Origin of the sequence: Nocardia sp. NBC_00511 (genome assembly GCF_045161165.1) — a bacterium.
Classification (GTDB): domain Bacteria; phylum Actinomycetota; class Actinomycetes; order Mycobacteriales; family Mycobacteriaceae; genus Nocardia.
This window is the reverse complement of the sequence record NZ_CP107849.1, coordinates 5,132,663-5,159,650: the sequence shown is the minus strand read 5'-3', so window position 1 is coordinate 5,159,650 and position 26,988 is coordinate 5,132,663. Positions and strand designations below refer to the sequence as shown.

General features: G+C 64.7%; 26 protein-coding genes. 7 read left to right on the top strand and 19 right to left on the bottom strand.

Features of this window, described 5'->3' with window-relative positions; translation table 11 throughout:
• Positions 1–133 precede the first annotated feature (133 nt).
• A protein-coding gene (locus tag OG300_RS24250) for an IS3 family transposase (RefSeq protein ID WP_331722933.1) occupies positions 134–1,278 on the top strand; the annotation gives its coding sequence in 2 pieces (ribosomal slippage) (positions 134–413 and positions 413–1,278; 1,146 coding nt in all).
• A 17-nt stretch (positions 1,279–1,295) separates the two neighbouring features.
• Here OG300_RS24250 and OG300_RS24245 read toward each other — a convergent pair.
• From OG300_RS24245 to OG300_RS24235, 3 genes are all read right to left on the bottom strand, one after another.
• Positions 1,296–1,712, bottom strand: a complete 417-nt coding sequence (locus tag OG300_RS24245) for a PTS sugar transporter subunit IIB (protein WP_405485258.1) — start codon at positions 1,710–1,712, stop codon at positions 1,296–1,298.
• A gap of 250 nt (positions 1,713–1,962) precedes the next feature.
• Positions 1,963–3,383 (bottom strand): IS3 family transposase gene (locus OG300_RS24240; RefSeq protein ID WP_405485256.1). Its coding sequence is split into 2 segments (ribosomal slippage): positions 1,963–3,023 and positions 3,023–3,383, totalling 1,422 coding nucleotides; the frame shifts between segments, so codons are not numbered across the junction.
• A 264-nt stretch (positions 3,384–3,647) separates the two neighbouring features.
• Positions 3,648–4,256: a cysteine hydrolase family protein gene (locus OG300_RS24235; protein ID WP_405485255.1), complete on the bottom strand. Its 609-nt coding sequence runs from the start codon at positions 4,254–4,256 to the stop codon at positions 3,648–3,650.
• Between the two features lie 520 nt (positions 4,257–4,776).
• Here OG300_RS24235 and OG300_RS24230 point away from each other — a divergent pair.
• Positions 4,777–5,220, top strand: a complete 444-nt coding sequence (locus OG300_RS24230) for a hypothetical protein (protein WP_405485253.1) — start codon at positions 4,777–4,779, stop codon at positions 5,218–5,220.
• 356 nt (positions 5,221–5,576) lie between these two features.
• Here the strand turns inward: OG300_RS24230 and OG300_RS24225 are convergent, their stop codons facing one another.
• From OG300_RS24225 to OG300_RS24210, 4 genes are all read right to left on the bottom strand, one after another.
• The gene (locus OG300_RS24225; RefSeq protein ID WP_405485251.1) at positions 5,577–6,017 is read right to left on the bottom strand and encodes a hypothetical protein; all 441 of its coding nucleotides are present in this window, start codon (positions 6,015–6,017) and stop codon (positions 5,577–5,579) included.
• The gene (locus OG300_RS24220) at positions 6,014–6,343 is read right to left on the bottom strand and encodes a hypothetical protein (RefSeq protein ID WP_405485250.1); all 330 of its coding nucleotides are present in this window, start codon (positions 6,341–6,343) and stop codon (positions 6,014–6,016) included. The genes OG300_RS24225 and OG300_RS24220 overlap by 4 nt, the downstream gene beginning before the upstream one ends.
• An 853-nt stretch (positions 6,344–7,196) precedes the next feature.
• The gene (locus tag OG300_RS24215) at positions 7,197–8,162 is read right to left on the bottom strand and encodes an Rpn family recombination-promoting nuclease/putative transposase (RefSeq protein WP_405485248.1); all 966 of its coding nucleotides are present in this window, start codon (positions 8,160–8,162) and stop codon (positions 7,197–7,199) included.
• Between the two features lie 17 nt (positions 8,163–8,179).
• Positions 8,180–8,425 (bottom strand): hypothetical protein, encoded by a 246-nt coding sequence (locus OG300_RS24210; protein WP_405485246.1) that lies wholly within the window; start codon positions 8,423–8,425, stop codon positions 8,180–8,182.
• 586 nt (positions 8,426–9,011) lie between these two features.
• Here OG300_RS24210 and OG300_RS24205 point away from each other — a divergent pair.
• The gene (locus OG300_RS24205) at positions 9,012–9,974 is read left to right on the top strand and encodes a helix-turn-helix domain-containing protein (RefSeq protein ID WP_405485244.1); all 963 of its coding nucleotides are present in this window, start codon (positions 9,012–9,014) and stop codon (positions 9,972–9,974) included.
• A 10-nt stretch (positions 9,975–9,984) separates the two neighbouring features.
• A complete protein-coding gene (locus OG300_RS24200; protein WP_405485242.1) occupies positions 9,985–10,335 on the top strand; it encodes a DUF397 domain-containing protein in 351 nt (116 codons plus the stop codon).
• Positions 10,336–10,362: 27 nt separating this feature from the next.
• Here the strand turns inward: OG300_RS24200 and OG300_RS24195 are convergent, their stop codons facing one another.
• The 3 genes from OG300_RS24195 to OG300_RS24185 are packed head-to-tail and all read right to left on the bottom strand — an operon-like array spanning position 10,363 to position 14,269.
• Positions 10,363–11,868, bottom strand: a complete 1,506-nt coding sequence (locus OG300_RS24195) for an aldehyde dehydrogenase family protein (protein ID WP_405485240.1) — start codon at positions 11,866–11,868, stop codon at positions 10,363–10,365.
• A 3-nt stretch (positions 11,869–11,871) separates the two neighbouring features.
• Positions 11,872–12,723: an SDR family oxidoreductase gene (locus OG300_RS24190; protein WP_405485238.1), complete on the bottom strand. Its 852-nt coding sequence runs from the start codon at positions 12,721–12,723 to the stop codon at positions 11,872–11,874.
• A 58-nt stretch (positions 12,724–12,781) separates the two neighbouring features.
• Entirely contained in the window at positions 12,782–14,269 is a 1,488-nt protein-coding gene (locus OG300_RS24185; RefSeq protein WP_405485236.1) for a flavin-containing monooxygenase, read from the bottom strand.
• A gap of 92 nt (positions 14,270–14,361) precedes the next feature.
• Here OG300_RS24185 and OG300_RS24180 point away from each other — a divergent pair, with 92 nt between their 5' ends.
• The gene (locus OG300_RS24180; RefSeq protein ID WP_405485234.1) at positions 14,362–15,387 is read left to right on the top strand and encodes an AraC family transcriptional regulator ligand-binding domain-containing protein; all 1,026 of its coding nucleotides are present in this window, start codon (positions 14,362–14,364) and stop codon (positions 15,385–15,387) included.
• Between the two features lie 60 nt (positions 15,388–15,447).
• Here OG300_RS24180 and OG300_RS24175 read toward each other — a convergent pair whose 3' ends face one another.
• Positions 15,448–16,446, bottom strand: a complete 999-nt coding sequence (locus OG300_RS24175) for an alpha/beta fold hydrolase (protein WP_405485232.1) — start codon at positions 16,444–16,446, stop codon at positions 15,448–15,450.
• A 317-nt stretch (positions 16,447–16,763) separates the two neighbouring features.
• Between OG300_RS24175 and OG300_RS24170 the strand changes: the two genes are divergently transcribed.
• Together OG300_RS24170 and OG300_RS24165 are read left to right on the top strand one after the other, a co-directional pair.
• Positions 16,764–18,374 carry an acyl-CoA synthetase gene (locus OG300_RS24170; protein WP_405485230.1) on the top strand — a complete coding sequence of 537 codons (1,611 nt, stop codon included), beginning with the start codon at positions 16,764–16,766 and terminating at the stop codon, positions 18,372–18,374.
• The gene (locus tag OG300_RS24165; protein ID WP_405485228.1) at positions 18,371–19,273 is read left to right on the top strand and encodes an SDR family NAD(P)-dependent oxidoreductase; all 903 of its coding nucleotides are present in this window, start codon (positions 18,371–18,373) and stop codon (positions 19,271–19,273) included. Before OG300_RS24170 ends, OG300_RS24165 begins: the two co-directional genes overlap by 4 nt.
• Positions 19,274–19,578: 305 nt before the next feature.
• On the opposite strand, the gene OG300_RS24160 is transcribed toward OG300_RS24165, so the two are convergent.
• The 8 genes from OG300_RS24160 to OG300_RS24125 are packed head-to-tail and all read right to left on the bottom strand — an operon-like array spanning position 19,579 to position 26,979.
• A complete protein-coding gene (locus tag OG300_RS24160; protein ID WP_405485226.1) occupies positions 19,579–20,202 on the bottom strand; it encodes a hypothetical protein in 624 nt (207 codons plus the stop codon).
• 11 nt (positions 20,203–20,213) lie between these two features.
• Positions 20,214–21,392: an MlaD family protein gene (locus OG300_RS24155; RefSeq protein ID WP_405485224.1), complete on the bottom strand. Its 1,179-nt coding sequence runs from the start codon at positions 21,390–21,392 to the stop codon at positions 20,214–20,216.
• A complete protein-coding gene (locus OG300_RS24150) occupies positions 21,389–22,381 on the bottom strand; it encodes an MCE family protein (RefSeq protein WP_405498643.1) in 993 nt (330 codons plus the stop codon). The genes OG300_RS24155 and OG300_RS24150 overlap by 4 nt, the downstream gene beginning before the upstream one ends.
• Positions 22,269–23,567, bottom strand: a complete 1,299-nt coding sequence (locus tag OG300_RS24145; RefSeq protein ID WP_405485222.1) for an MCE family protein — start codon at positions 23,565–23,567, stop codon at positions 22,269–22,271. Before OG300_RS24145 ends, OG300_RS24150 begins: the two co-directional genes overlap by 113 nt.
• Complete coding sequence (locus tag OG300_RS24140; RefSeq protein ID WP_405485220.1) at positions 23,564–24,592, bottom strand: MCE family protein; 1,029 nt, start codon at positions 24,590–24,592, stop codon at positions 23,564–23,566. Before OG300_RS24140 ends, OG300_RS24145 begins: the two co-directional genes overlap by 4 nt.
• On the bottom strand, positions 24,589–25,209 hold the full coding sequence (locus OG300_RS24135; RefSeq protein WP_405498642.1) for an MCE family protein: 621 nt from the start codon (positions 25,207–25,209) through the stop codon (positions 24,589–24,591). Before OG300_RS24135 ends, OG300_RS24140 begins: the two co-directional genes overlap by 4 nt.
• Complete coding sequence (locus tag OG300_RS24130) at positions 25,118–25,639, bottom strand: MlaD family protein (protein ID WP_405485218.1); 522 nt, start codon at positions 25,637–25,639, stop codon at positions 25,118–25,120. Before OG300_RS24130 ends, OG300_RS24135 begins: the two co-directional genes overlap by 92 nt.
• Positions 25,636–26,979: an MCE family protein gene (locus OG300_RS24125; protein ID WP_405485216.1), complete on the bottom strand. Its 1,344-nt coding sequence runs from the start codon at positions 26,977–26,979 to the stop codon at positions 25,636–25,638. The genes OG300_RS24130 and OG300_RS24125 overlap by 4 nt, the downstream gene beginning before the upstream one ends.
• Positions 26,980–26,988: the final 9 nt, after the last annotated feature.

Sequence of the window (26,988 nt, the reverse complement as noted above, 5' to 3'; positions counted from 1 at the left end):
GGTCGTCGGAGGGGAGCAGCTGGAACCTTGCTTGACGGTCGGTCGCATTGATGTGATCGATCGCTTGGGACTGCCCCCGGTTTGGTTGACTCCTGACCTGTGAGGACCTCCTCGCAGTGGAAGGATCACCGACATGCCCAAGCCCTATCCCGAGGAGTTCCGCCGCGACGTAGTCGCGGTCGCCCGCAAGGGCGAGATCCCGTTGACCCAGATCGCGAAGGACTTCGGGATCTCGCAAAGCTGCGTGAAGAACTGGGTGAAACAGGCCGACATCGAGGATGGACATCGCCCCGGCGTCACCGGTGATGAGTCGGCCGAGCTTCGCGAGGCCCGCAAACGGATCCGGCAACTCGAACAAGAAGCCGAGGTCATGCGCCGTGCGGTCGCCTACTTCTCGCGCGATGTGAACCCAAAATGATGTACCCGCTGGTCCTGGACCTGGCCGCAGACAAGATTCCTGTCGCGGTGACCTGTCGGGTACTCGGATTCTCCACCCAAGCATTCTTCAAATGGAAGAAGAACCCTGTCTCGCAACGGGATTGGGACGATGCGCATCTGATCAATGCCGCCTACGACATCCATGCCGACGACCCTGCGTTCGGCTACCGGTTCATCGCCGATGAGTTGCCCGCCCGCGGCATCCGCGCGGGTGAGAACCGAGTCGCCAGATTGTGTTCACAGCAACGGATCTGGAGCGTATTCGCCAAGAAACGCGGGGTGAACCGCAAGTCCGGCCCACCGGTCCACGACGACCTCGTCGACCGCAAATTCACCGCCGACGCCCCGGATGCCGTGTGGCTGACCGATATCACCGAGCACGCCACCGGCGAGGGCAAGCTCTATCTGTGCGCGATCAAGGACGTGTTCTCCAACCGGATCGTGGGCTACTCGATCGATTCTCGGATGAAGGCATCGATCGCGGTATCGGCGCTGCATCACGCCGTCGCGTTCCGCTCACCAGACGCGACGGTCGTTCACTCTGACAGGGGCAGTCAGTTTCGTTCCCGAAAGTTCGTGAATGCATTGTCAGTCAACGGTTTACGAGGCTCGATGGGCCGCGTCGGGGCGTGTGGTGACAATGCGGCCATGGAGTCGTTCTTCGCGCTGCTGCAGAAGAATGTCCTCGACCGGCAGCGCTGGGCGACCCGCGCGGAACTGCGGTTGGCGATCGTGGTCTGGATCGAGAAGACCTACCACCGCACTCGTCGGCAACGCCGACTCGGCCGGCTCACCCCGATCGAGTTTGAGACAATAAACCGGCCCGCGCTCGCGGCCTGAACCACTACACCCGCGAGTCAACCAAACTCGGGGCAGTCCCCTTTCAGCTCCTCAGCGGTGTAGTGCCATGGACCCGTCACCTGAATTGCCCCGGGCTCTTTCCCGGTGCTGCCCAGTACGATCTGCTTCTGAGCAAGAACGTCCGCCCCTTGTGAACCCAGGCGCTGCAAGACCGATGGGCTCCGGACGGTCACCCAGTAACTCTTGCGCGACTCCTCTGCTGCGGACAATTTACTAAGTGCTTTGCTCTCGGAGTAGATGTAGACACTCGCACCCCCGCCTGCGTCCTTGTATACGGCGGTCAACGATTCGCTTGCGGCGATCTCGTCGTCGACAACGATGTAGCCATCCGCTTTGTACTGCGGCTCGTTTATCCACTTCAGGACAACCTGGTCGATCAAGCCTCGCTGATCAACACGGGTGAAGGTAATCACGTCGTTCTTCCTCCGAAATCGTCAGTACCGCTGCGGAACTCGCGTATCGAACGGCAATCACAATATCGGCTTCAGCCATGATTGCGAGCTCGAACCCGCAACCCGAGGTCGAGCACCAGGCAGCCCAAGCGATACGGCAGGAAGATCCGCTCATGCCGCGACCCGCGCGTTGGGCGTTCGTCCAGATCGCTTGGTCTACAAGGCTTCTCGACGCACCGGAATTTTTCAAGCCGTATGAGACCAGTCGGTGTTAAGCGGCGGTGGTTGCGGGCTCCTGGCTGGTGGTGGGTTTTTCGGTCGGTGGGTTGATCCAGACAGTGTCGGGCAGGTCGAGGATCTTCGGGGCTGTGGTGGTGGCGAATCGGTGCGGGTGTCGTGCGCGTGCGGCGGCCAGGACGTCGCGGCGGTCGGCGGCTTTGGCGGCGGCCAAACCGAAGTGGACGTCGGCGGGGGTGTGCAGTCCGAGGCCGGTGTGTCGGTGTTCGTGGTTGTACCATTGCTCGAACTCGGACATGAATTGCCTTGCTTCCCAGAGTGATCCGAAGCGTTCGGGGAATTCGGGCCCGTACTTCAGGGTCTTGAACAGGCTTTCGCTGAACGGGTTGTCGTTCGATACCCGGGGCCGTGAGTGTGAGCGAGTTACTTCGAGGTCGGCGAGCAGCGCGGCGACGGTTTTACTGGTCATCGAGGTGCCGCGGTCGGCGTGCACGACCTGCGGGATGCCGTGGACGGCGAAGATCTGCAGCATCAATTCCTTTGCCAGCAAACCGGATTCGTGAGTATGGACGTGGATTCCGACGATGTAGCGGGAGTAGATGTCGATCATCATGTAGGCGTCGTAATAGGTGCCCTTCACCGGTCCCGCGAGCTTGGTGATGTCCCACGAGTACACCTGCCGGGGTGCGGTCGCGACCAGTTCGGGGCAGGCTTTCGCCGGGTGGCGTGCCAGCCGCCGCCGTTCTTTGACTTGCCGGTTTTCGGCCAGGACCCGATACATTGTGGACACCGAACACAGGTAGGTGCCCTCGTCCAGTAGTCGGGCGTAGACCTGCAGCGGTGCGGAATCGACGAACTCGTCGCTGTTGAGTACCTCGAGGATTCGGCGGCGTTCGAGATCGGTGAGCTTGTTGCTCGGCTCGGCCGGCGCTACCGTGACGGCCACGGCCGGCCCCGCCGCGGCGGTGGCGCGGCGGAACACGGTTCCGCGCACGAGTCCGGTCAAATCGCTTGCTCGCCTGGTGGTTACACCGGAATCGGCGAGGGTGGTGTAGGTGTAGCTCAACGTTTGTTCGGTCGCTGCTCGTGCTCCGCGCTCTCGGAGATCGTCTGCAAGAGCGCGTGTGCTTTTCCCATGATGTCGAGCGCGGCCTCTGTGGTCGTGAGGCGCTTGTTCAACCGGTCGTTCTCCCGCTTCAAGCGGGCGATCTCGGCCTGTTCGGGGGTGAGTTTGCCGACCTTCTCGCCGGGGGATTTGCCTTGCAGCACACCGGCGTCGCGTTGTTTTCGCCATTCTACGATCGATGACGAATACAGGCCCACGCTGCGCAGGTACGCCCCGCCGCCGGTCCCGTCCTCACACGCGCGGTCGTAGGCGACCAGGTGCGCGAGTTTCTGGGCCGGGGTGAAACTGCGGCGCTTGCCGCCGCCCGAGCGCGGCTGGGTCGAATCCATCCGACCATTGTCGGTCATCGGCACGGTGGTGGAAGTTCTCAAGGGGAATCGGTCCGTCTCTCGCCCCGCGTCAGGTCGAGTTGCTGTGAAGTGGCGGTCTCAACTCAGCCTGACACGCAGGGCACTCATCTGCCGAATAGCGCGTATCAAGGTTGACACGCGCTACTCTCTGGCTAGCGGATACGGTGCGGGGAACCGGCCGTCAATTCAGATGCTGCACCGGGTTTTCGGTGCCGCTCAGTGAGGGCCCGGCCCCGCTTTTCGTCAGCTGACCGATACTGGCAGGGCCAGGATCTCCTGAGTTGTCATCACGGGTACCCCAATGCTGGGCATCGTGCCCAGGGCTGTCTTGTGGGTGGTGTCGCTGTCGATGGTGGTGCCGCTTTCCCCGGTCGTAGCCCGTGCGGCGCAGGCATCGCCGACAACGGTCGCGACGGCGAAGCCCTGTTTGACGGCATCGAGGGTGCTGCTGGCAACCTCGGCATCGGTGGTGAGCCCGCACACCAGCAGGTGATTGACACCGGCCCTGCCCAGTTGCTCACCGAGGTCGGTGCTCTCGAACGCACTGACCTGGCTCTTGGTCACTATGTGGTCGCGGCTACTCGGCTGCAAGTTGGGGTGGAACTCAGCTCCCGAAGTTCCTTCGGCGAAAGCCGTGGAGTCTTTGGGGGCGAGGTGCCGGACGTAGAAGACGCTCATGCGTTCCTTGTGCGCATGGCTGACCAGGCGCTTGGCGTTCGCGAGTGCTCGTTCCGCGCCGGGGACAGGCAAAGCTCCGGTGAAGTGCTCGTTTTGGAAGTCGATGAGGAGCACCCCTGTCTTGGATGCGATCAACGTGGAGGGGCGAATTACAGGAAAGTCTGTGTCGGTCATCGTAGAAACTCCATCCACTTCGGTCGTGAGCAGACGCGCGTAGTCAGGTAGCTGCAATCGACCAGCTCACGCCAGGCAATCACATCTAACTCACAGCGAACGTCGCTAGATCCCAATGCATTTCAACGATCGACAACACTACAAGGCTCGAGGCGAGAGCATTCCCCGAACGAGATGGCACCAACCAGACGCCCTCTTCTGCCGCGACCCGCGCGTTGGTCGGCCGTCCAAACTGGCTGGCTGACAGCGCTTCCCAACGCCCGCACATGCCGAGTTCAGCGCGTTGAGATTCCGTTGGGGCGGTGGTGGTTTCGACGCGTTTGCCCGCCTTGACACATCGATCGTTCTCGATCGACACTTGTTCGGTGCGGTCAGCGGTCGAGAATACTTGGGCCGCTGTCCGACTGGTGTTCAATGCTCTGCACCCCCAGGCTTTTCGGGGATACCTCTGTTGTCGCTCTGCCCTTGGGTTGGGTGAATCAGCCCGTGACCCAAGGTATTCCACAAGGAGGCCGTAATCGTGTCTGTGATCACCGATGGACGCTTCACGATCAAACCTAGTCAGGGTAGTTTCGACAGTCGAAGCATGTACGCCTTCAAGGACGAAGTGGGTGAGGAGGTAACTCTCCAGCCCGGTCCGGCGCAGTCGTACGATGTTCGACCGGTTCCAGTTGAAAACGAAGACGAAGACGACGGCTATGTCACGATCGCCCACAGTGGCAGCGGGTTGTTCTTCACGCTGCCCGAAGGGTCCGAGCAGGTAGTCATGACCGATGATGCATCGGGCGAGCGTTCGTGGTGGTCGATCATCGCGGACCCCTCCAGTACCCTGCCGGATTGCTTTACGATCCACAACGTCGGTCGAGACAGCTACGTGGTCCCGCAGTCCACTTCCACTGGCTCGCTGGTCATCTCATCGGATACGGGCTATCCATGGTCGATCATGAAACTCAAGCAGCGGTGACCTTCTACTCCTCCGACCAGAGCAGCTAGGTCGGCCAACGTTCTGCATTGCCGCCGCGCCGCGTTGACCGAACCGGCCAGCGCGGCGCGGCGGAAGATCGACTGGCGGCGGCAATCCGAGGCGGCTGAACGCACTGATCTGCCGCGACCCGCACGTTGGTCGACAGTCCAAATCAGTTGGTCGACAGCCGCTTCTCAGAGCGCACACATGCTGAGGAGCGTGCGTCGAACGAGGTTGGTCAGCCCGGCGGCAGTGGGAAGCCTGCCTGGAAGTCCCAGTGGTGCCTAGGTCGATGTCTAAGCCGATAGTCCGTTTCCGCGACCGGCCGCCCCCACGACCGCCGGTCGCGGAACGGACTATCGCCTGAAACCTCGACGTTGCCGGGAGGCGGTATTCGCGCAGGTGCCGTTATCGCAGTACAGCCGCGGTCGACCGTATTGGTTGGCGGGCTCAGGCAACGGGCTTCCACACATCCGGCAGTACCGCTCTCCTTTGGGAACCTCGACGTGGACGAGCTCAACCAGCAGTCGACGGTTCTCACCGTTGTAGAAGGTGTTGCGGACGTAATCCAGCGCGGCCAGAACCGCTGCGGGTGACTGCCCGTGCTCCGCGGCGACTTCCTCTACACTGCGGCCGTCCACCAGCACCCCATAGGACTGCAGCGTCCAGCGTGTAATGGTCTCTCGGTCGTCCCTGATCTCCGGGCACACCTCGCTGAGCAGTTGTGCCCAATCGGGCAGTCGCACGCGGCCCACCACACTGTCGGCCAGCCCGTCACGGTTTCGGCGATGCTTCACTTGGTCTCCTCCGCAGACTCAGACGTCAGCTGTCGATGCTCCTCGGTGCACATGCTGCGACGACGGCCGAAGCCGGTAACGAACGCGGAGAACACTTTCGGCACATCTTCCGGACGCGCACGCACCAGAGCGACGGTCGCGATGACGATCACCGCCACCGCCACGACCAGCGCGGGAAGCTGGATCCAGAACATCGCCCACCCACTGCCCAACACGATCCACGACGCCATACCGGCGACCATCGTGACCTCCAAACACGAAGAAGGCCCCCAGCATTCGCTGAGGGCCTCGAGATTGCGGAAATGAAAAAAAGCTCCAACCGACACGGTTGAAGCCTCCGAAAGGCACATTGGTGCCTGAACTCCCCAAAGCCTAGAACATGCGAAAGATCCGGTCAATGATCTGCATTCACGCAGGTAGATCCGGGTGCGTTCCAGAACCGCAAGGACACTGAACCGAAGACGGGTGCGGCCGACTTTGCAGGAAAATACGTCCGTCGCCGCTGGTCCGGCAGCGTGTCAGCTCTCCCCGAACCGCGAAGGGACAGTCGTTGTTTGGCCGAGCCGACGTCGAGGCCAGGGTCGGGGCTCGTGGGTTCGCTCGACCAGCGGTATCCGGTCCACACCATCTGCCAGGGCCCCGGCGGCCATCGTTGCCCGCGGCGGGACATAGGTGCCGCCGTCGATGCGTCCGCAGCTTACCGATCCGGTTTCCCACCGTTTGTAGGGCCGTACGGCACCGAATTCCGCCGCGCCGTGATTAGACCGCGATAGGTGCGCCCCGCCATCTGTGCGGCGATGCTGAAGACAAACTGCGAGTGGCCGCGACGATCGGATGGGTACCGCCGTGATTGCGAAAACGCTGGTCATCGGTAGGGATTTGGCATCAGATTTGGCATCACGACGGGGCGTAACCCATCGGACCGGGTGGGACTAGCCGGACGCTATGGACGACTGGAGCCCTTTTGACCTGCAAATATGAGACAGGGCGGTACGCCTAGGCATGTCCAGGACTGTTTCCCGTTGGCTCATAACCCAGAGGTCGCAGGTTCAAATCCTGTCCCCGCTACTAGGCGTTACCAACAAAAACGGCCCCGGAACCAATGGTTCCGGGGCCGTTTTCCATTGAATGGCAATGGATTTTCCAACATCAGCCAATTCGACCGCAGTCCTGCGGGGATTACTCGAAGACCTCATCGAGGCTGTTGGCCGAAAGCGTCCGGGCGGTCCAGAGCCGCAGCTGTGCTGTGTCGGCGGCGCTGACGGTGGCGGTAATGGGCGTCGGCAGCGGCCCGAATTTCAGTGCCAGCAATTCGAGCACAGTCTCGGCGCGGCCTTCTGTGCGGCCTTCGGCGCGGAGTCGTTGTGCGGTTGTCACGATGACCTCCTTGGCGAGGGGACCGAGCCGGTCGATGACAGGTCCCAGATCAGAACAACTGGTTTCGCCGACAGTAAGAATGTACGTCACTACGCACTCCAGGTCATCTATACCGCCCGGGCCGGTCAGCAACGTCTGCAGGTCTCCCAACAGCGGAAGTAGCTGCGTGTCGAGGTGTTTGTTGCCGGGGGCGGTCTTCAGTAGCACCAGCAGCACTCGGGCCGCAGGTGTTAGGTCGCGTGCGTGTATCGCGGGCACCTCGTCCGCGGTCAGGTCGTCGAGTAGGAAGCGAAATCGTGGCAGGTGCTCACCGAGCGCGTCGCGGGTGGCGGGGTCGATATCGATGAGCTCGGCTAGTTCGGTCGGGCTGTCCCAACGGCGGCCGTCGGGACTGGCGTGTACTACCAGGGGGATAACGGCCGGGAGGGTTTTGGTTTTGGGGTGCTCGCGCACGTACCGGTTCCAGATGCCGATCATGTATTCCAGCATTCGCATCGGCATCAGCGGGTCCGGTCGGCTCTGGTGCTCGATGAGCAAGTACACGAACGCGTCGTGCCCGTCCACGCGGGCGCTGAACAACAGGTCGCTATAGCGCGAGCGCAGCTGCTGGGATACGAAGCTGCACGGCTGCAATAGCAGTGTGTCCCAGTCCATCCGCGCTGCCAGCGCGGGCGGGAACACCGCTCGCAGCTCGCTGGCTGCGTCGACGGGCCGAGCCAGTACCTGCCGGAAGTAGGCGTCGTGCGGATTCGACGGCGAGTCGGCCATGGTCGGGCAACCTACTCTCAGAGCAGTTGCGACACGCAGTTTTTCGCCTGCTTCGGCAACGGTGGTCCGTTATGGCGCTCTGCGATTTGCCGGTGGGCGCGGCGTTCCTGTTCGAGGCGGGCGGCTATCGCTCGTACCGTTGGGCCTTCGCCGGTGCGAGGGTGTGATCGGGTGGGTTGGTCGCCGCCGAGTGCGGCGGCGAGCAGCAGGATCAGTGTCGCTCCCAGGACGAGCCCGATCGCAAAGGGTGTCAAAGTGGACATGGAACAGCCTCCTCATCGGTGAAATATGCTGGAGAACAATCTGTTTCAGGCGGCTCGGGTGTGACGGGAGCGCCTGGCTACGGGGACACTTCGTAGACTCGGGCACCGGCCCGCGCGGCCAGTAGTCCGAGTAAGCAGGCTCGCGGAACGGTCATCCCCGATAGGTGCCCGGTCGCCGTCATAACCAAATGCGCTTGGGCGCGGCGACATTCGTGAAGTAGGTCCAGGTAGGCGGGTGGCACGGTCGCCTCGGGAGCGTGCTCCCGGAAGACCGCGGCCAACTCGAAGCCGAGTTCGAGCGCGGCGGCGGCGAGTCGGCCTTCCCAGGTAGCGATTTCGCCGCCGAGTAGCTCGAGGCGGAGATAGCCGTACGCGAGTGGAAGTGTTGCGCCGCAGGTCGGCGCGGGATGCTGCTCCATCAGGTCCACCCTTCGGCGGTTGTGGCACAAGGCATTTCGGGGCTAATTCGACCTAAATCAAGGATTGGGTGAATCGTGTTCCGGCTGAGGCGAGACCGCCGACCGCTGAAGATTTGTGATGCAGACCACATTAAAGCGGGCCGGGCTGTTGGTCAAGGTGTAATCACATGTCAGATGCATATTGGAATGACATGTGTCATTTGGCTGGTGGTGTACCGTATCGCTGCGGACTCGGACACGGGGAGAGGCGGGCAATGGCTCCACAATCACCTGCGGTAGCGCGATGGGAACTTTCGTACCGGCTGCGACGTCGACGCGAGGATCTGGGCATCACCGGCCCGCAACTTGCCAAGGATCTGGGATTCTCGCGTACCTATTGGCCAAAGATCGAACGCGACCAGCGCATTCTGACCGAGGACAAGCTCACCGCTCTCTTGGCGCTGCTCGACTTTCCGGACGGCGAACGGGTCGAACTACTGCAACTGAGAAGCCTTGCACGGCAGCGTGCCTGGTGGAACTCGTACGAAGGTCTGTTCAGTGAGGAGCAGCTACGACTGTGGGGGCTGGAGGCGGGCGCGGAGGAAGTCAGTACGGCAGAATGTCTGTTGATTCCAGGGTTGTTGCAGACCGAGAGTTACGCTCGTGCGCTGATTACCGCCGACACGGCCTTTATTCGTCAGATCGAAGTGGACCAGCGGGTGGAAGCGCGCATGCGGCGGCAGGAACGGCTGTCCGACTCGGACCCGCTCCGCCTGAACGCAGTGGTCAGCGAGGCAGCTCTGCGGCAGCGGACAGGTGGCGTCGATGTACTTCGAGGACAGCTGCACCACATCATCGAGATGATCGATAACCACCCCGACACCATCGACTTTCGGGTACTGCCCTTCGAGAGCGCCACGGGAGCGATCTTCGGGTGCAGCACCTTCCACATCCTGGGTTTCACCCGGCCGCAACAGCCCACCCTGGGCTGGTCGGAAGCCCTGGACTGGGGAGAGCTCATCGAGGACGAGAACAGAATGCGAATGCTGACTGTTGGTTTCGGGCATCTCCAGAGCTGCGCGCTTACGCAGGAAGAGTCACGTACCCTCATTACGCGACTGGCCGATAGTCTTGAGTCAGTACGTCGTTAGGGATGTGAAGATGAGCATCAGATTGACACCCTCGGGGTGGTTCAAGTCGTCGTTCTCGAGCCAGTCCTCCAACTGTGTGGAACTGCGATCGTTCGGCACGACGGTTCTCGTTCGCGATAGCAAATACACCGGCTCCGCTGTGCAGCAGCCGATTGTCTCCGTGGACTCCGACCACTGGCCCGCCTTCCTCGAACTGGCACGCGATCGCGTATCCGGCGCGGTGGCCGAGTCGGTCGCGATCGCTGTGCATGAGGACGGCGGAGCCGTGATCACCGGTCAGGGTGTGCCACTGGTGTATGACCGTCAGGAGTGGGACGCGTTCGTACGAGGGGTTGCGACAGGTGAATTCGACTTCGAGTAGCGGCTGAGCTCTGGGTTGCCGACTTCTTCAGAGGTTCAGTTTGCGGGGGAGGTCTTTGGCGTCGAGGAGGCGGAAGACGGTACCCACGAGTTTGGCTTTGGTCGCGGAGTAGGGGAACCACAGCAGTAGGGGGACGAGGGGGGTGGTGATGCGATCGACGAGTACGGCTTGGGTGCGGCAGTATTTGCGTAGGCCGTATGCGCCGCCTAGGCGGGCGCCGATGCCGGAGTTCTTCCATCCCGATTGCGGGAGGGGGAAGAAGGCGAGGTGGGCGGAGACGTCGTTGATGTCGACCGAGCCGACCTCGAGTTGTTCACCGATCATGGTGGCGCGGTGCTTGTTCCGGGACCAGACGCTGGCGGAGAGGCCGTAGTCGGAGTCGTTGGCCAGGCGTACGGCCTCATCGGCGTCGCGGACTTTCATGACCGGTAGCAGTGGGCCGAAGGTCTCCTCGGTCATGACGGTCATGGTGTGGTCGACATCGGCGAGAATGGTGGGCTGGAAACCGAAGCCTTCGCCGGTCGGCTTGCCGCCCAGCAGAATTCGCGCGCCTTTGGCGACGGCGTCGTCCACGTGCCGCTGCGTGGTTTCCAACTGTGCGGCGCTGATCAAGGTGGTTACGTCGATGTCGAAACCGGGGCCGACGCCCTGGCGGATCTTGGTCACCGTCTTGACGAGCTCGTCGAGAAATGCTTCGTAGACCGGTGATTCGACGTAGACGCGTTCGACGGATGTGCACATCTGCCCGCTGTTGGACAGCCCGCCGAAGGCGACGCCCGCCGCCGCCCGGGTGAGGTCGGCATCTGCCAGCACGAGCGCGGGGTCCTTGCCGCCGAGTTCGAGGCTGTAGGGGATCAGCCGCGCGGCGGCGCGCTGTGCCACCTGGATTCCGGTGGCCGTGGAGCCGGTGAACTGTACGTAATCCACGGTGTCGATGACGGCGGTGCCGGTATCGGCTTCGCCTGTCACGTAATCGAATACGGCCGGAGCGCCGATCGCACGCCAGCCGTCGACGCAGGCGGCGACGACGGCGGAGGCGATCGGGGCCGGTTTGACCACCACGCTCCCGCCCGCCAGCAGCGCGGCGAGCGCATCGAACAGGGTGAGCGCGATCGGGTAGTTCCAGGGCGAAAGAATGCCGACGACGGGGTATGGCCGGTATCGGGTGCGGAGCTGTTTGGCTGCCAGCAGCACGCTGTGCGGGCGCGGTTTCTCATCGCCGAGGAACTTCGCGGCGTTCCGTCCGTAGTAATTGATGACGTCCACCGTCAACAGGATCTCGATGGGTGCTTCGCCCGCGGGCTTACCGGTGACTTCGTGCAGCAGCGCCGAAAGCCGATCGGCGTTGTCCAGCAGCCAATCCCGGTACCGATAGACCCAGCGCACCCGTGCGGTGACACCGAGCTGCTCCCAGGCGGGCTGGGCCGCGCGCAGTTCCGCCACGGTGCGTTGCACCTGAGTCTCGTCGTACATCTCGACCGTGGCGGTGAGATGCCCATCGAGGGGGCTGTGTGTGTCGAAGGTGGTCGTCACGACTCAGCCTTCCGTGCGTGCCCGGTAGGCGGCTCGCACCGACTCGTCGGAGTCGAGGGTGACCGCGTGCAGGCCCAGCACCTTGTAGATCCGGTTGCGCAGGTTCTCCGGCATCATGGTGAGCGCGGTGATGGTGACCCCGCCCAGCTTGGGCACGAACGCGAGGCCCCCCTTGCCGCGCTCGACCTGATTCGCGATGGCCTCGGCGACGTCTTCGGGGTCGACCACACCGATCTGCTCGATCAGCTTGTTGGGGGACAGGCCCGCGATGAGCTCGGTGCGCACGAAGCCGGGCGCGATGGTGGTGACCTGCACCCCGAGCGGCGCGAGTTCCTGGTGCAGTGCCGAGCCCAGACCGACGACCGCGTGCTTGGTGGCGCAGTACACCGCCACGCCGGGCGCGGCGGAAACCCCTGCGACCGAGGCGATATTGACGATGTGTCCGCTGCCGCGTCGCGCGAAGCGCGTACCCGCCAGCTTCGAACCGAAGATGACGCCGCGCAGGTTGATGTCGAGCTGGCGGTCGCTGAGCTTCTCGCTCTCCTCGAGGAACGGTCCGGTCGGCATGATGCCCGCGTTGTTGACCAGCACGTCGAGTCCGCCGAGTTCGGCTTCGGCGGCGTCGAAAAAGGTTTCGAACTTGCCGCTGTCGGTGACGTCGAGCGGCAGGCCGACGATCCGGCCGCCGGTGCGCTCGGCGATCTCGGCGGCGGTCTTGCCCACGAGTTCGGCGTCGATATCGCCGATCACGACCTGCGCGCCACGGGCGATGAACGCTTCGGCGGTGGAGCGGCCGATACCGCGTGCGCCTCCGGTGATGGCGATGCGGCGGCCTGCGAGTGACTTCTTCGTCATGACTGTTGTTCGCTCTCTATGGATTCGGGATTCGGGATTCGGGATTCGGGATGCGGGATCAGCGGTCGGCCGGGACGAACCGGTAGTCGGCGGGATTCACCTTGGCGGTGCGACGGCGGTACTCGGACATCAGCCCGGGCCAGTTATTGGTGACCTTGCCTTTGTCGTTGGTGTACCAGCTGTGGCAGCCGCCGGTCGCCCACACCGAATTACGCAGGCGGCGTTGGGCTTCGGTGCTGAAAGCGTCGAACGCCTCCGGCTTCACATCCATGTAGGCGACCTTGCGCGCGGCGAGGGTGCGCACGGCGTCCACCAGATAGCGGGCCTGGCTCTCCAGGATGTAGACGATCGATCCGCCCCCGAAATTGGTGTTCGGGCCGTACATCAGGAAGAAGTTGGGGAAGCCGGTGACGGTCAGGCCGAGATAGGCCTGCGGTTCGCCGTTCCAGCTGCCGCTCAGGTCCTGCCCGTCGAGTCCGCGCACCGTCATGGGCGCGACGAAGCCACCCGCCTGGAAGCCGGTCGCGAAGACGATGGTGTCGACCTCGTGTTTGGTGCCGTCGGCGGTCATGATGCCGTTCGGCGTGATCTCGGTGATGGAATCGGTGACCACATCCGCGTTCTCGCGGGCCAGTGCCGGATAGTAGTTGCTGGACAGCAGGATTCGCTTGCAGCCCATCTGATAATCGGGGGTGAGCTTGCGGCGCAGTTCCTTGTCCCGGATCTGGAGTCGCAGCTGCGCTTTCGATGCCAGATATAGCGGCGCGAGGTAGGCGTGCCGGGCGGTGCGGCTCATCGGCAGAGTCAGCGCCGGGTTCACGTATTCGCCGATGGACCACCACGCGCCGCGCAGCGCCCGAAGCACACCGGGTACCCGGTCGTAGAGCTTGTGCTCCCAATTCGCCTGCAGGTAATCGGGTTTCGGGATCAGGTACTCGGCACTGCGCTGGAATACCGTCAGTGTTCTCGTCTTGTCCACGATCTGCGGTACCAGCTGGACCGCGCTGGCTCCATTGCCGACCACAGCCACGCGTTCGCCGGTGAGGTCGTGGTCGTGGTTCCACTCCGCGGAGTGGAACACGGTGCCGTCGAAGGTCTCGATACCGGGAATCTTGGGGAACGAAGGCCTGGTCAACTGGCCTCCGGCCGCCACCACGATGTCGAACTCACTCTTGTCCCCGGTGGTCGTCTCGATAGTCCAGGTCCCGGACTCCTCGTCGAACGTGGCCGCCGCGATCTCGACGCCGTACCGCATGTGCCCGGTCAGCCCATATTTCTCGACGCAGTGCTCGAGATAGCCCTTGATCTCCGGCTGCGGTGCGAACGGCCGGGACCAGTTCGGGTTCGGCTCGAAGGAGAACGAGTACAGCGAGGACGCCACATCGCACGCCGCGCCCGGGTAGGTGTTGTGCCGCCACACCCCGCCGGGTCCCTCGGCACGTTCGAAGACGACGAAGTCGTCGAACCCGGCCTGTTTCAGGCCGATCGCGGCGGCGAGACCGCTGAATCCGCTGCCGATAATGCCGATCGATGGCTTCTTTGACATACCTGAAACGGTAGGAAACGGGTGTGACCTGGGCCATCGCATCCACGGCCAGGCACTTTCGATTTTCGGCCAACCAATGCGATGATGGCGGCATGCTCTCGCTCGATGCGCTGCGCCCGGTGACCAGCGCCGCGCTGCTCGCCGACTTCGCCGCCGAGCACGGCGTGGACGCGGCGACGAGTCTGCTGGGTACCGGCATGACGGCTGCCCGATTGGCGGATGCCGACGCGGAGATCACCGCGGGCCAGGAACTCCAGCTGGTGCGCAATATCGTGCGCGCGCTGGGCGATCGGCCGGGACTCGGGTTCGAGGTGGGGCCGCGCTATCGCGCCGCGATCCACGGTATCTGGGGTTATGCGCTCATCAGCAGCCCGACCGTGGGTCAGGCCATCCAGACCGTGGCCCGCTATTTCGAACTGTCGTACTCGTATTCGCGTGCGAGCCTGGAGATTTCCGGTGACGAGGCGCGTATCGGATTCGACGACAGTGATATTCCCGCCGACGTCCGCGGATTCCTGCTCGAGCGTGACGTGTCCGGCAGCATCGCCAATTGGCGAGAGGTCTTCCAGCGCCCGCTCTCCTTGCGCCGCATCGAGATCGGCGGCGGACTGCTGTCGCGGCTGCGACCTCTCCTGGCCGACATGGGCGTCGACGCCGAGGTGATCGCCGCCCCCGGCGAGACCCACTTCTTCGTGGTGGAGGCCGCGATCCTGGCCGAGCCCATGCCCGCCGCCAGCCCGGAAACCGCGCGCCTGCTCGAACAGCAGTGCGCCGCACTGCTGCACCGCCGCGTCCAGCGCACTCGACTCGCGGGCGAGGTCCGCGACCTGCTGGTGCGGCGCGGCCAGGCATCACTGGGCCAGACGGAAGTGGCTGCGGCACTGCATATGAGCGTGCGCACCTTGCGCCGCAGACTCGTGGAGGAGGGAACCTCGTTCCGGGACATCTCCGCGGAGACCTTCGGCATCCTGGCCGAGGAACTGCTGAGCACCGGACTTCCGGTCGAACAGGTCGCCTATCGCCTCGGCTACGCGGGCGCACCGAGTTTCACCACCGCCTTCAAACAATGGCGCGGCATCACCCCCGGCCGCTTCGCCCGCGAACATCCCGGCCGCTGAGGACGATCAGCAGCCCGATCGGGGGTCCGACTTTTCGATTGCCGGCCGGAGGCGGGTGGATCAGGCGGTGGACGAGGTGCGCCGGGCGTTGTTCGCCAGGTTGCGCAGCGCACCGCTGATCTGTCCCGGGTGCTCGAGTGGACTGCAATGACCACCGGGAACCTTCACCAGCCCAAGCGAATTGGGTAGCGATGCTTCCAGTCGACGCGAATGCGCGTACGGCAATAGATGATCGAATTGCGAGCCGATCACGAGCGCCGGGACCGTGAGGCTTCCCGCATCGAGATCGCCCGTGCGCAATACGGCCAGGCTGCGAATGAACGCCCCGCGGGTGCTCGACGGTGTGTCCAGGATCAGTTCCCGGACCATCGCGCGCACCGCCGGGGTTGCGTCCCTGCCGACGGTGCCGGGATCCATCAGTGCCGCCCGCAACGGGAGTCGCGCGGGCAGTGGGATACCGCCGAACACCAGGGCTCCTGCGGTCAGCACCCGGTTTGCCACAGTCGAGAGTGCGGAGGGATTCGGGCCGCCACCGAACCCAACCAGCTCACCGGCGGTGGTGTTGAGCAGTGCTACCGCGTCCGCGAACCGCCCGACCTGGGCGGGAAAGCGATCCGCCCAGGCTTGAATCGTGATGCCGCCCATGGAATGTCCCGCGATGACCGCGCGCTCACCCGGTCGCAGTGCGGTGCGCAGCACGGCGTCGAGGTCCTCGGCCAGGCGGGCGGTGGTGTAACCGCCGCGCGCGGGGCGATCGCTGCGGCCGTGCCCGCGATGGTCGAAGGCGATGACGCGGAAATCCGGGGACAGGTCCGCGATTTGGTAGTCCCAGAAGCGCAGGGCGCAGCAGATGCCGTGCGAGAGCACGATGGGGTAGCCGTCGGCGGGGCCGAAAACCTCGGTGTGGAGGCGGGTTCCGTCGGCCGAGCGCACCTCGAGGACCTGCCCGCGCGGCGGGGTGCCGAGGAAGACGAACTCGGCGTCATCGCGCAGCCCGGACCATTGCCGATCGCTCAGGGTGCGCCATGCGCGCCGATCGGACCGCACCGTGGTGGTCATAGCCGCCCTGCCATCGCGGCACAGGTAGGAAGGGGCAGCGGTCCCCAAGGTGTACGCCGGACTACTCGCCATTGAGTACGCATGTAGCCAAAATAGCCAAGGATCGGACGAATCCGACCTGCCCTGGCCGAATATCTAAAGCAATTGGCCGCTTCGCTAATGCGTTCGGAGCGCGGCCGAATATCGAAAGCATCTGACCGTTCCGCTTATGGTCCCGGATCTCGGGTCCGCCCTACCGTGAACCCATTCGAGCCCACGACAGCCATGTCACCGAGGCTCGGTGTCACTTCGGTGACCGGACGAGGAGGTCCAGACCTGTGAGCATCGCGCAGCACGTGCGCCGCACCCGCACCGAACTCGAGCACCTCCGATTATGTGTCGGCAGTGGCATTCTCGGCATAATGCCGCCGCAGACGCTGCTGCGTGGCGGGCGTGCGGTGCGCGACTACGGGTCCATGGCCGGTTTGCTGGGCATGTCGGCGGCCCGGTACCCCGAACGCACCGCCATCATCGATGAACGCGGGTCGCTCACCTTCGAGGAACTGAACTTGCGCTCCCACTCCCTCGCCAATGCCTGGCGGGAGCGGGGACTGGCCCCCGGCGAGGGTGTGGCGATTCTGGCGCGCAACCATCGCGGGCTGCTGGAGGCCACCTTCGCCGCCGCCAAATGCGGTGCTCGAATCGTCCTGCTGAACACCGATTTCGCCGGACCGCAGATTCGCGACGTGGCAACCCGCGAAGGCACCGACCTGCTGGTGTACGACGAGGAGTACGCCTCGATGCTCGCGGGCGTGGTCCCGCCGCGCGGGGCCTACCGGGCCTGGACCGAGACGGCAGCGGCCGACAGCCTGGAGGCGCTGATCGCCTCCGGTTCGCGGGAAGCCCCGCCTGCGCCCGGTGTGGCTCCGAAGATCATCCTGCTGACCAGTGGCACCACCGGCACCCCTAAGGGCGCGCCGCGCCCTGAACCGCGCTCGCTCGCCCCGTTCGGCGCGCTGCTGAGCAAGGTGCCCTTCCGGTCCCGCGAGGTCACCGAGATCTGCGCACCCATGTTCCACACATTGGGCTTCGCACACGCCATGGCCGCGATCGCCTTCGGATCGACCATCGTGGTGCGCCGGCGCTTCGATCCGCAGGCCGCATTCGACAGTCTCGCCCGGCACCGCGCCACCGCCATGGTGGTGGTGCCGGTCATGCTGCAACGCCTACTCGACTTGGGTGCCGATGCCCGTACCGGCCGCGATTTATCCAGTCTGCGCATCGTTTTCGTTGCCGGATCACAGCTCGGCGCGGACCTCGCCACCCGTGCCCTGGATGCCCTCGGCCCGGTCATCTACAACATGTACGGCTCCACCGAGGTCGCGTACGCCACCATCGCGACTCCGAGTGATCTGCGCGCGGCCCCCGGTTGCGTCGGTGGTCCGGTGCTCGGTGCGGTAGTCAAGGTCTTCGGCGACGACGGCGCTGAACTCCCGACAGGCCGGACCGGCCGCGTCTTCGTCGGCAATGGCATGCAGTTCGAGGGCTACACCGGCGGTGGCGGCAAGGACGCGCTCGAGGGTCTGCTGGCCTCCGGCGACGTCGGCCATTTCGATTCCGCCGGAAGGCTTTACATCGACGGCCGCGATGACGACATGATCGTCTCCGGCGGCGAGAACGTCTTCCCCGCCGAGGTCGAGGAACTGCTGCACACGCACGCGGCGGTGCGCGAGGCCGCCGTGGTCGGCGTACCCGACGAGAAGTTCGGTGCACGCTTGAAAGCCTTTGTGGTGCTGCATGATTCCGAGCTACTGGTGGAAGGCGACCTCCGGGACTACGTGCGAGCCAACCTGGCCCGCTACAAGGTGCCCCGCGAGATCACCTTCCTCGACGAACTGCCCCGCAACCCCACCGGCAAGGTGCTCAAACGAAAGCTGCAGGAACTGTGAAACTTTCGACCGAACTGGTCCGGCTGACGATCAACGTCCTGACCCCACCGCGCACACTGCCCCGTCCGTTCGGCCCGACTCTGCGTGATCGGGTGGCCGGGAAGACCGTGCTCATTACCGGTGCGTCGAGCGGCATCGGCAGGGCATTGGCCGAGCGGGTCGCGGCGGCGGGTGCGATCGTGATCGTCACCGCCCGGCGTGAGCCGGAGCTCCTCGAGGTGGTGGCGGGGATCCGCGCCCGAGGCGGTTCGGCCCACGCCGTCCCCGCCGACCTGTCGACCGACGAAGGCATCGACCAACTCGCCGACCGCGTACTGGCCGAATTCGGCGCTCCGGACATCCTGGTCAACAACGCGGGTCGCTCGATCCGCCGCTCGATTGCCCTGTCGGAGCACCGATTACACGACTACGAGCGGGCCGCCCGAACCAACTATCTGGGCGCGGTCGGGCTCATGCTGCGCCTGCTGCCCGCGATGCGCCGCCGCGGCAGCGGCCATGTCATCGCCAGTTCTTCGATCGGCGTGATCGCCGACCTGCCGCGATTCTCCGCTTACATCGGATCGAAGGCCGCGTTGGAAGCGGTCATGCGCGTCGCGGCCGTCGAATGCCTCTCCGACGGAGTGGTGTTCACCAATATCCACATCCCGCTGGTGGACACCGACATGATCGGCCCGACCGGTTGGTCCGGCTACACCGCACTGGCCGTACCGGACGCGGTCGACATGTTCATCGACGCCCTCATGCGCAGACCCGCCACCGTCGACAATCCGCTGGGCACCCTGGCCCTGTGGAGTCGACGGCTCACCCCCACCCTCGCTCGCGCCGCACTGCACACCTTCCATCGCCTGATGCCTGACTCCGAGGCGGCGAAGGCCACTGTGCCGCAACCTGTCAGCTGATGCGGCAGGAGCGCTGATCCAGGATTGTCAGCTGATGGGCACACGACCGAGGGATCGCTGTTTCGAGGATTCTCTCGGTCGCTTCCACGTGCCGGAGGCGTCGCAGGGCACCGCGCCGAGCCGCTGGTGGTGGCATCCGGATTTCCTGCAACGTCGCATCGATGCGGCCGGTCATCCCCCTGGCCGCGCTCAATGCGTGCAGGCCGGGCATGAGGCGGTCGACGCCGGGATCCGACTGACCCAACGCCCCCGGCATGCCCGGCCGACTGAGTGTCGCCGTTGGCCCGGTACCCCCGGCCCGTCGATCAGCGTGGCGTGACCGACCCGGGCAGCGCGGCCTGGCCGGCGTCGGCGGTGGCCGACGGTTGAAGGGCGGGGGCATCCAGTTTGCTTACCAGCCAATGGTTGTCGATCTTGTCCATGGTGGCTACCAGGGACATTTGGCTCGGTACCGGTTTGCCCTCGGTGCCCAGGCTGCTGATGGTCAGGCTCAGGGCCACCACCACTTCGGCGTGGTTTTCGTCGCCGGTTGCTATGCCGCAGTGAGCCTCTCGAATCGCGGAGGTTATCTGGGCGGCGACTATGACCTGGGCGAGTTCGGTGCTGGTTTTGGCGAATTCGGTTTTGAAGTCGCCGCTCGCACCGGCCAGGACGCTGGTGACGTAGGTGTCGACGTTCTTCGAGTCGTAGTTCGTCAGGGTGCGGACGTAGTCGCAGGCCGCCTCGCGCGCCGAGTGCTGGGCGTCGATGACGGACTGGTTGTCGTCATAGCGGGTGAAGTAGAACACCGCCGCCGCGGTGGGGAGCAGTACGGCCGTGCCGAGCGCGGTCCAGCGCAGTGGACGTGACCAGCGTTGCGGCGAAACAACTTCCGCGGCGGCCATGGCTTCCGGAGTGGCGGCGTCTGTGTCGGTATCGGAGGAGGTCATGGCGAGGGTTCTCATTTCGGGACCGGTGCGGATTGTTCGTTGGGGTCGACGCCCGGTGGCCGTTGCGCACCGTTGTCGGGCAGATCGGGGCGGGGTGCGTTGGCCGAGCCGCGGATCTGGAGCGCGGGATTATCGGTGGCGCAGTAGTTCCAGCGGCGGACGGTGTTGCCGTTGAGTTGTGTGGGGGATACCGGGACGGTGTCGTATTCGCAGGTCGGGCGGGGCCAGATATCTACCAGGGTGTGGAACGCGCCCCCGTGCGCGATGACCGCCAACGCGCCGGAGCCGTCGCGCAGCGCCGGGAAGAGTTCGCGCATGGCCGGGGTGCGCAGGCGAGCCGACTGGGCGATCGCCAGGAAATTCGTCGCGAGATTGGTCAGCGGGTCCGACGTTTCATTGAGCACACCGCCCAGCGTGGCGAGCTGTCCCGGCCCCAGCTCGAGCATGCGCCGCACCTCCGCGTCGGCCGCGCCGAGCTGCCCGAACAGGATGCTCGAATTACGCAGCAGCGTGGTGAGATCGGGTTGGATCTGTGCGGTCGTCCCCGCGATGACCCGCAGGTTCCGCAGCAGCGCGACGGTCTGGGGCAGCACATTCTCCATGCCGACCGTGATGGCGCTGATCCCGGAGACGAGCCCGCGCAACTGATCCGGTCCACCGCCGAGCGCCTTGTCGAGCTCGGTGATGATGGTCTGGAAGCGCACCGGATCGCTGACCGGATCGAGTTGCGCGATCAGCGCCTCGGCATTCTCCAGTACATCGGACATGGGCAGCGGGGTGCGCACGTCCCGCGCCACGATAATCGAGCCGTCCGAGAGATAGGGTGCCTCGTCGGTGGTCGGCCGGAGGTCGAGATACTGCTCCCCGATCGCCGAAAGCGACTGCACCGCAGCGATTCCCCGGGCGGGTATGCGCGCCGAAGAGTTGATCGTCGCCTGCGCCTCGAGGCCCTTGGCGGTCAATCGAATCGAGGTGATAGTGCCGACCCGGTAGCCCCGGAAGGTGACATCGCTCTTGCGCATCAGCCCGCCGGACCGGTCCATCTCGATGGTGACCGTATAGCTCTCACGCAGCGGGTTGATACCGGCCTGGCCGACGAAAAGGTATGTAGCACCGAGGATCAGCGCGACCAGCAACCCGAGATTCGTCAGCATCACCTTGCGTTGCAGCAGGTTCCGGACGACCTTCATCGGTTTCCTCCCAGGACCCGGCCGTAGACCCGGTTCAGCACATCGAGCAGGCTGCCCGCGAAAGCGCCGGCATCAGTGCCGTCCGGCAATTTGCTGCCGGGGTCATAAAGCGCCCCGATTCCCAGATAACTCGCCGTTCCGTAGAACGTCATGGCATTTCCGCGCATGACGGACAGCAATTGCGGCGCGACGGCGTGCAGTGCGTCGAGGGTGCCGCCGAAATTCTCACCCATCCGCGCCAGACTGGTGGTCAGGGCGGCCGTGCTGTCCAGCAGCGCGCTCAGATCACCGCCCGAGGTGGTGGCGAAATCGTCGAGCGCGGTCATGGTGACCGAGATCTTGCTCAGCAGCCCAACGATTTTGGCATTGTCGTCGGCAATGGCGCTGATCATGCCCGGCACCGTGTCGGCGACCGCCCCGAGTTCGCTCTTGCGCTGCGCGAAGGTGGCGAGCACCCCGTTCATCTGCCCGAGAAGCACATCGAGTTCCCCGGAGCGCTGGTTCAATCCCGCTGTCACATCGGTCATCTCGGTGATCAGATGCGAGAGTACCGGCCCGCGGCCTGCGACCATGGAGTCGAGTTCGGTGGTGATATTCGCGATCCGATTCAGCGCTCCGCCGTTGACCAGCGTGGCTACCGACAGCAACAGATCTTCCACCGAGGCTCCAGCCGAAGTGTTCTGCTGCGCAATGGTGCCCCCGTCCAGCAGCTGCTGTTGATCGGCGGCTCGCGGCGGCAGCGTGATGGCCACATACACATCTCCGAGCGGCGTGGCCTGTCGCAGTTCCGCGGTGACATTCGCCGGTAATCGCACATCCCCGCGAATGCTCATCTCCACATCGGCGAGGAAGTCACGCGTCGAAATTGCGCTCACCTCACCGACATCCGCGCCGCCGACCTTCACATGCGCGGAAGCGGGCAGGTTCAGCGCATTGTCGAAAACCGCGTGAACGGTGTAGCCGTCCGAGCCGATGCCCGGTCGGGGCAGCGGCAGATTCTCGACGGTGACCCCGCATCCGGCGGTCAGTCCGGCCACTGCGGTGACCAGCAGTGCGGCGGGTACTCGTGCGAACGTCATTTGGTACCAGCCAATCCGAGCAGCAGGGCCGTGAGACCGAAGTCGGCTCCGAAGTCTTCGATCTTCCCGGTGCGGCAACCGTCGGATCGCATCTGAACGCGCTCAGCAGCTCCCCGTCGAGCAGCGACTTGTCCACCAGGAAGTGCAACCGAATCTGCCCGGCATCACGCAGGGTGGAGTTGTCGATATTGCGGAACAGCAGCGGCATGACATCGACGACCTCGATGAGATTGCGTGCATTGGCCCGCAATTGATCGGTGGTCGCGGTGAGCCCGGTCAGTGCCTCCCCGAGCTGCCCGCCCCGCTGGCCGAGCACGGTGCTGGTATTGGCGAGGAAGTCATTGAGCTGGGCGAACACCGCTTGCAGCCCGGGCGCCTGCTCGGCGAGCAGCTGACTCAGCTGGGTCGTCTGCCCGCCGAACTCCCGCACCGCCTGATCGTTGGCGGCAATGATCTGCGTTATCTCGTTGAGCCGGATGATGATTCGCGAGATGGCATCACCATTGTCCACACCCAGCTCGACCGAGCGTGAGAGCGCCCCGATGGTCTCCCGTATCCGATCGCCATTGCCGCGCAACGCCTGTTCGAGCGCCGCGCCCGAAAGAGGTCCCTCCGCACCGCCCTTGCCTTTGAGTGAGGTGGCGATGCTGTCCACGGTCGTCAGCACCCGATCCAGGTCGACCGGTGTGCGCGTGCGCCCGGGACCGGGCTGCCCGCACGGGCTCCCGCACGGGATATGCGCTCCGTCAGCGAGTTTCGGACCGGATCCGGAGTAGGCGGGTGCCAGTTCGATGTGCCGGTTGGTCACCAGCGATGGTGACAAGGTCGCCGCGATGGCCTCGGCGGGCACGGGGTTCTCGGCACTGATGGTCATCCACACGGTGACGTAGGTGCCATGCGGTTCGATCTTGTCGACCTGCCCGATCCGCAATCCGAGCAGCGACACGTCATTGCCCTCGTAAACTCCCGCGATGTTCGCGAAATCGGCGGTGACCCTTATCTTGTCGTCGAAGGAATCACCGAGGGTGGCACACCCGGCGAGCGTTGCCGCACAGAGCGCGGCGACCGCGAGGGCGAGCAGGCGTGGGGTCCTCATCGGCACCCCTGCACGATCGGACCGCCCGGCGCACCGCACAGCATCTGGTCGGTGAACACGGCCCAGGGCGCCCAGATATCGCCGTAGTTGCCGTTGCCGAACACATTGTTGAACTGCCGCACCGTGATCGGCAGCAATTGCAGCAGCTGTTCGAGCTGCGCCCGGTTCTTCTCCAGCCCGGCCCCCATGGTCGCGAGCTGTGCGATCAGTGGTCCGAGCTGTTCGTCGTTCTCCGCGCCGATCTGCTGAAAGCGCTGTGAGAGCGCCGCCATATTGTCGAGCAGCCCGCGAATCATCTCTTTGCGTTCATTGGCGCGGTTCCCGATGGCCCCCGCCTGCACCATGATCAGCAGAATATTGTTCCTGTTCTCGTCGAGAATCCCCGCGACCTGGTCGAGGCCGGTCAGCAATTGCTCGACCTGTCCGCGCCGCGCGTCGATGGTCTTGGCCAGTGCGCCGACACTGTCCAGCGCCGTGGCCGCCAACTGCGGTGAATCACCGAGCTGCGTGCCGAGCACCCCGATGGCCTCGGCGACCTTGGCGGTGTCGATGCGTTCGATCCGCTCGAACTGCGTGGAATAGTCGGGATCCTGCACGATCTTGGCGAGGTTGAAGGGAACCACTGTGTGCGAGAGTGTGATTCGTCCGCCCGGCAGGCCATCACCGCGCCCGGTGTCGAGTCCGACGTAGGTGCCGCCGAGGATGGTGGAGGTCTTGATCTCGGCGCGCGCGTCCGGACCGAAGGTGAGACCGCTCTCGATCTGCAGGCCGACCAGAACATGGTTGCCCTCGATACGAGCCGCGGCCACCCGGCCGACCTCGATCCCGGCCACGCGCACCTTGTCACCGACTCGCAACCCGGCCGCCTGCGCGAATTCGGCGTGCACGGTCTTGTCCCCGATGCCGAACGACTTGTACGTACTGGAGCCCACGAGCAGTGCGATCACCACCCCCGCGCCGATGACACCGGTGCGAATGTGGCGGCCGCGCTGGGTATCCGGTCGTCTGGGTAGGAGCCGAATCATCGGCACACCTCCGTGTGATGGGTGCCGATCAGCTGATTCAGGACCGCGGGCAGCACGCCCGGCGGCAGCAGCATGTCGTACAGCGAGACATCGAGCTCGCAGGCATAGGCATTGCCGTACGCGCCGTTCTCGGTGAGTTTCGCCAGCCCGAACAGGATTTGAGGTAGTTCGATGGCCGCCTGATCGAGTTTCGCGCCATTGCCGACCAGTAGATCGAAGGCCTGGGTCGAGGAATTCTGAGCCAGCCGCAGCCGGTCCTGTATCTGCGCGACCATCGCCGCCACGGAGCCGGAGGCATCGGCCACGATTTGGGTCGAGGTCAGCAGCGACTGCCCCTGCTCGCGCAGTCCCGAGACGAGATCAGTGGTGCGGGTGAGCAGCGTATCCAATTCGCCTCCGCGCGCGGCCAATCCGGTGACCACGCCGCTCAGGTTGGCAATGACCTCGCCGAGGATCTGATCGCGCTGCTGGAATTCCGCGGCGACCGAAGCGGCCTGGGCGAGGAAGGTGCTCAACGAGACACCGTCACCCTGCAACGCGAGAATCAGTGTGTTGGACAGCGAGTTGATCTGCTCCGGCCGCAACGCGCTGAAGAGTGGTTCGAAACCGCCGAGCAGCGCCGAGACATCGAAGGACGGTTCGGTCTGGAAGGTGCCCCGCGGCGCGCAGGGGAATCGCGCCATTGTCGGGCAGGACGGCGGCCGTCCCCGGGCCGCGCACCAGTGCGACATACCGCTGACCGATGAGGTTCTGATACCGGATCATGGCCTTGGTGTTCACGAACAAGGTCTGCTCGCGCTGCACCTGAAAGGTCACTCGCGCATTGTGATCCGCGTCGAGGGCGACCGATTGCACCCGGCCCACCCGCACACCCGCCATGCGCACGTCGTCACCCGGATGCAGACCGTAGGCGTCGGAGAAGGTGGCCGAATAGTTGTGGGTGTCGCCGGGGACGCTGCGTTGCAGGGTCGCCCACACCACCCCGGTGACCAGCATGGAAATCAGTGCGAACACCCCGAATCCAATGAGCGGTTTGCGATAACTCATCGGGATCCTCCTTCGGCGACGGGGCGGACCGAGCCGCCGGCCATGGCCGCATTGAGCACGAGTAGTTCGGTGGCGGTCGGATTGCGGCCGAGCATGGCCGCCACTCCGGCCGGCCCGCGCAGGGCGGCAGGCTGGATGCCCGGCAATAAGCCGGTGGGGAGGCCGGGTACCGCGGGGAGGCCGGGCAGCGTCGGGAGGCCGGGGATCGCGGGCAGGCCGCCCGGCGCCAATTCCGGTGCGGGAATCGCGGACAGGGCAGGTATGCCGGTATCGACGGTCTCGGGCGCGGTGCCGCAACTGGGCCCCGCCAGCCCGCCGTAGCGCGGGCAATCCGCGCGCGTGTACTGCTGAAACGGCGTGAGGGAGGCATCGATACTCCACTGCCATTTCCATCCGCCCGCACCGTTGTCGTGGAACGTGGTGGAGAATTTCCGCAGTGCGTCACCGAGATTCGCCATAGCCACGGGCAGCGCGTCGGGCTGATCGGCGAGCGCGCCGAAGGTATCGGCCAGTCCCGCCACCAATTCCTTACCGGTATTGGGATTGCGGGCGAAGAGCCCGTTCACGGTGTCGACCGTGTTGCCCGCGCTGGTGAGCAATGCGGTCAGCTGGTCTCGCCGTTCGGACAGGGTCCGGGCCGTGGTCACCGACCGGCCGAGCACGTCGAGGAGTTCGGGCGCGGATTGGCTCAGACCCGCTGCGGCCGTGGTGAAGTTGTTCAGATCCGCGCCGATCTCCACCTGGTCGATGGCGGTGAGCCAGTGATCGAGTCGCTCCAAAGTCGAGCCCGGCATCCGCGAGCTGCCATCGAGCGCCGTCGACAGCGAAGCCAGGATGCGGCCGATCTTGTCGGGCTCCAACTTGGTGAGCACATTGCGGAAGGTCGTCAAAGCCGATTGCAGGGCAACGGTTTTCGCCGAGCGATCCTGCGGAATCACGGACCCGGCGGTCAATGACTTCCCAGGGCCGTTGTCGAGTAGTTCGATCGAGGTGACGGCGAAGATATTCGCCGGGGCCACTCGCGCGGTGACCGTGGACGGTACCCCGTCGGCGTACTCTGGATTCAAATCGATTGCCACCCGCTGGGTTTCGCCGGTCGCCGCGACCTCGGAGCTCTGCACCCTGCCCACGGTGAGCCCGCGGAACTTCACATCGGACCCGGCGGGCAACCCGTCCCCGGTGGAGGTCATCTCGGCGATCACCGGCACCTTGGCGGTGAAGGTTCCCCCGTAGCGCAGCAGCAGAAGTGTCGTGGCCGTGGCGATCACAGTGCACAGCGCCAGGCCCGCGAGCAGTAATCGGCGTCCGCTGGGCCCGCGTCCGCTTGGGTCGGAGATCATTCTCGTCCC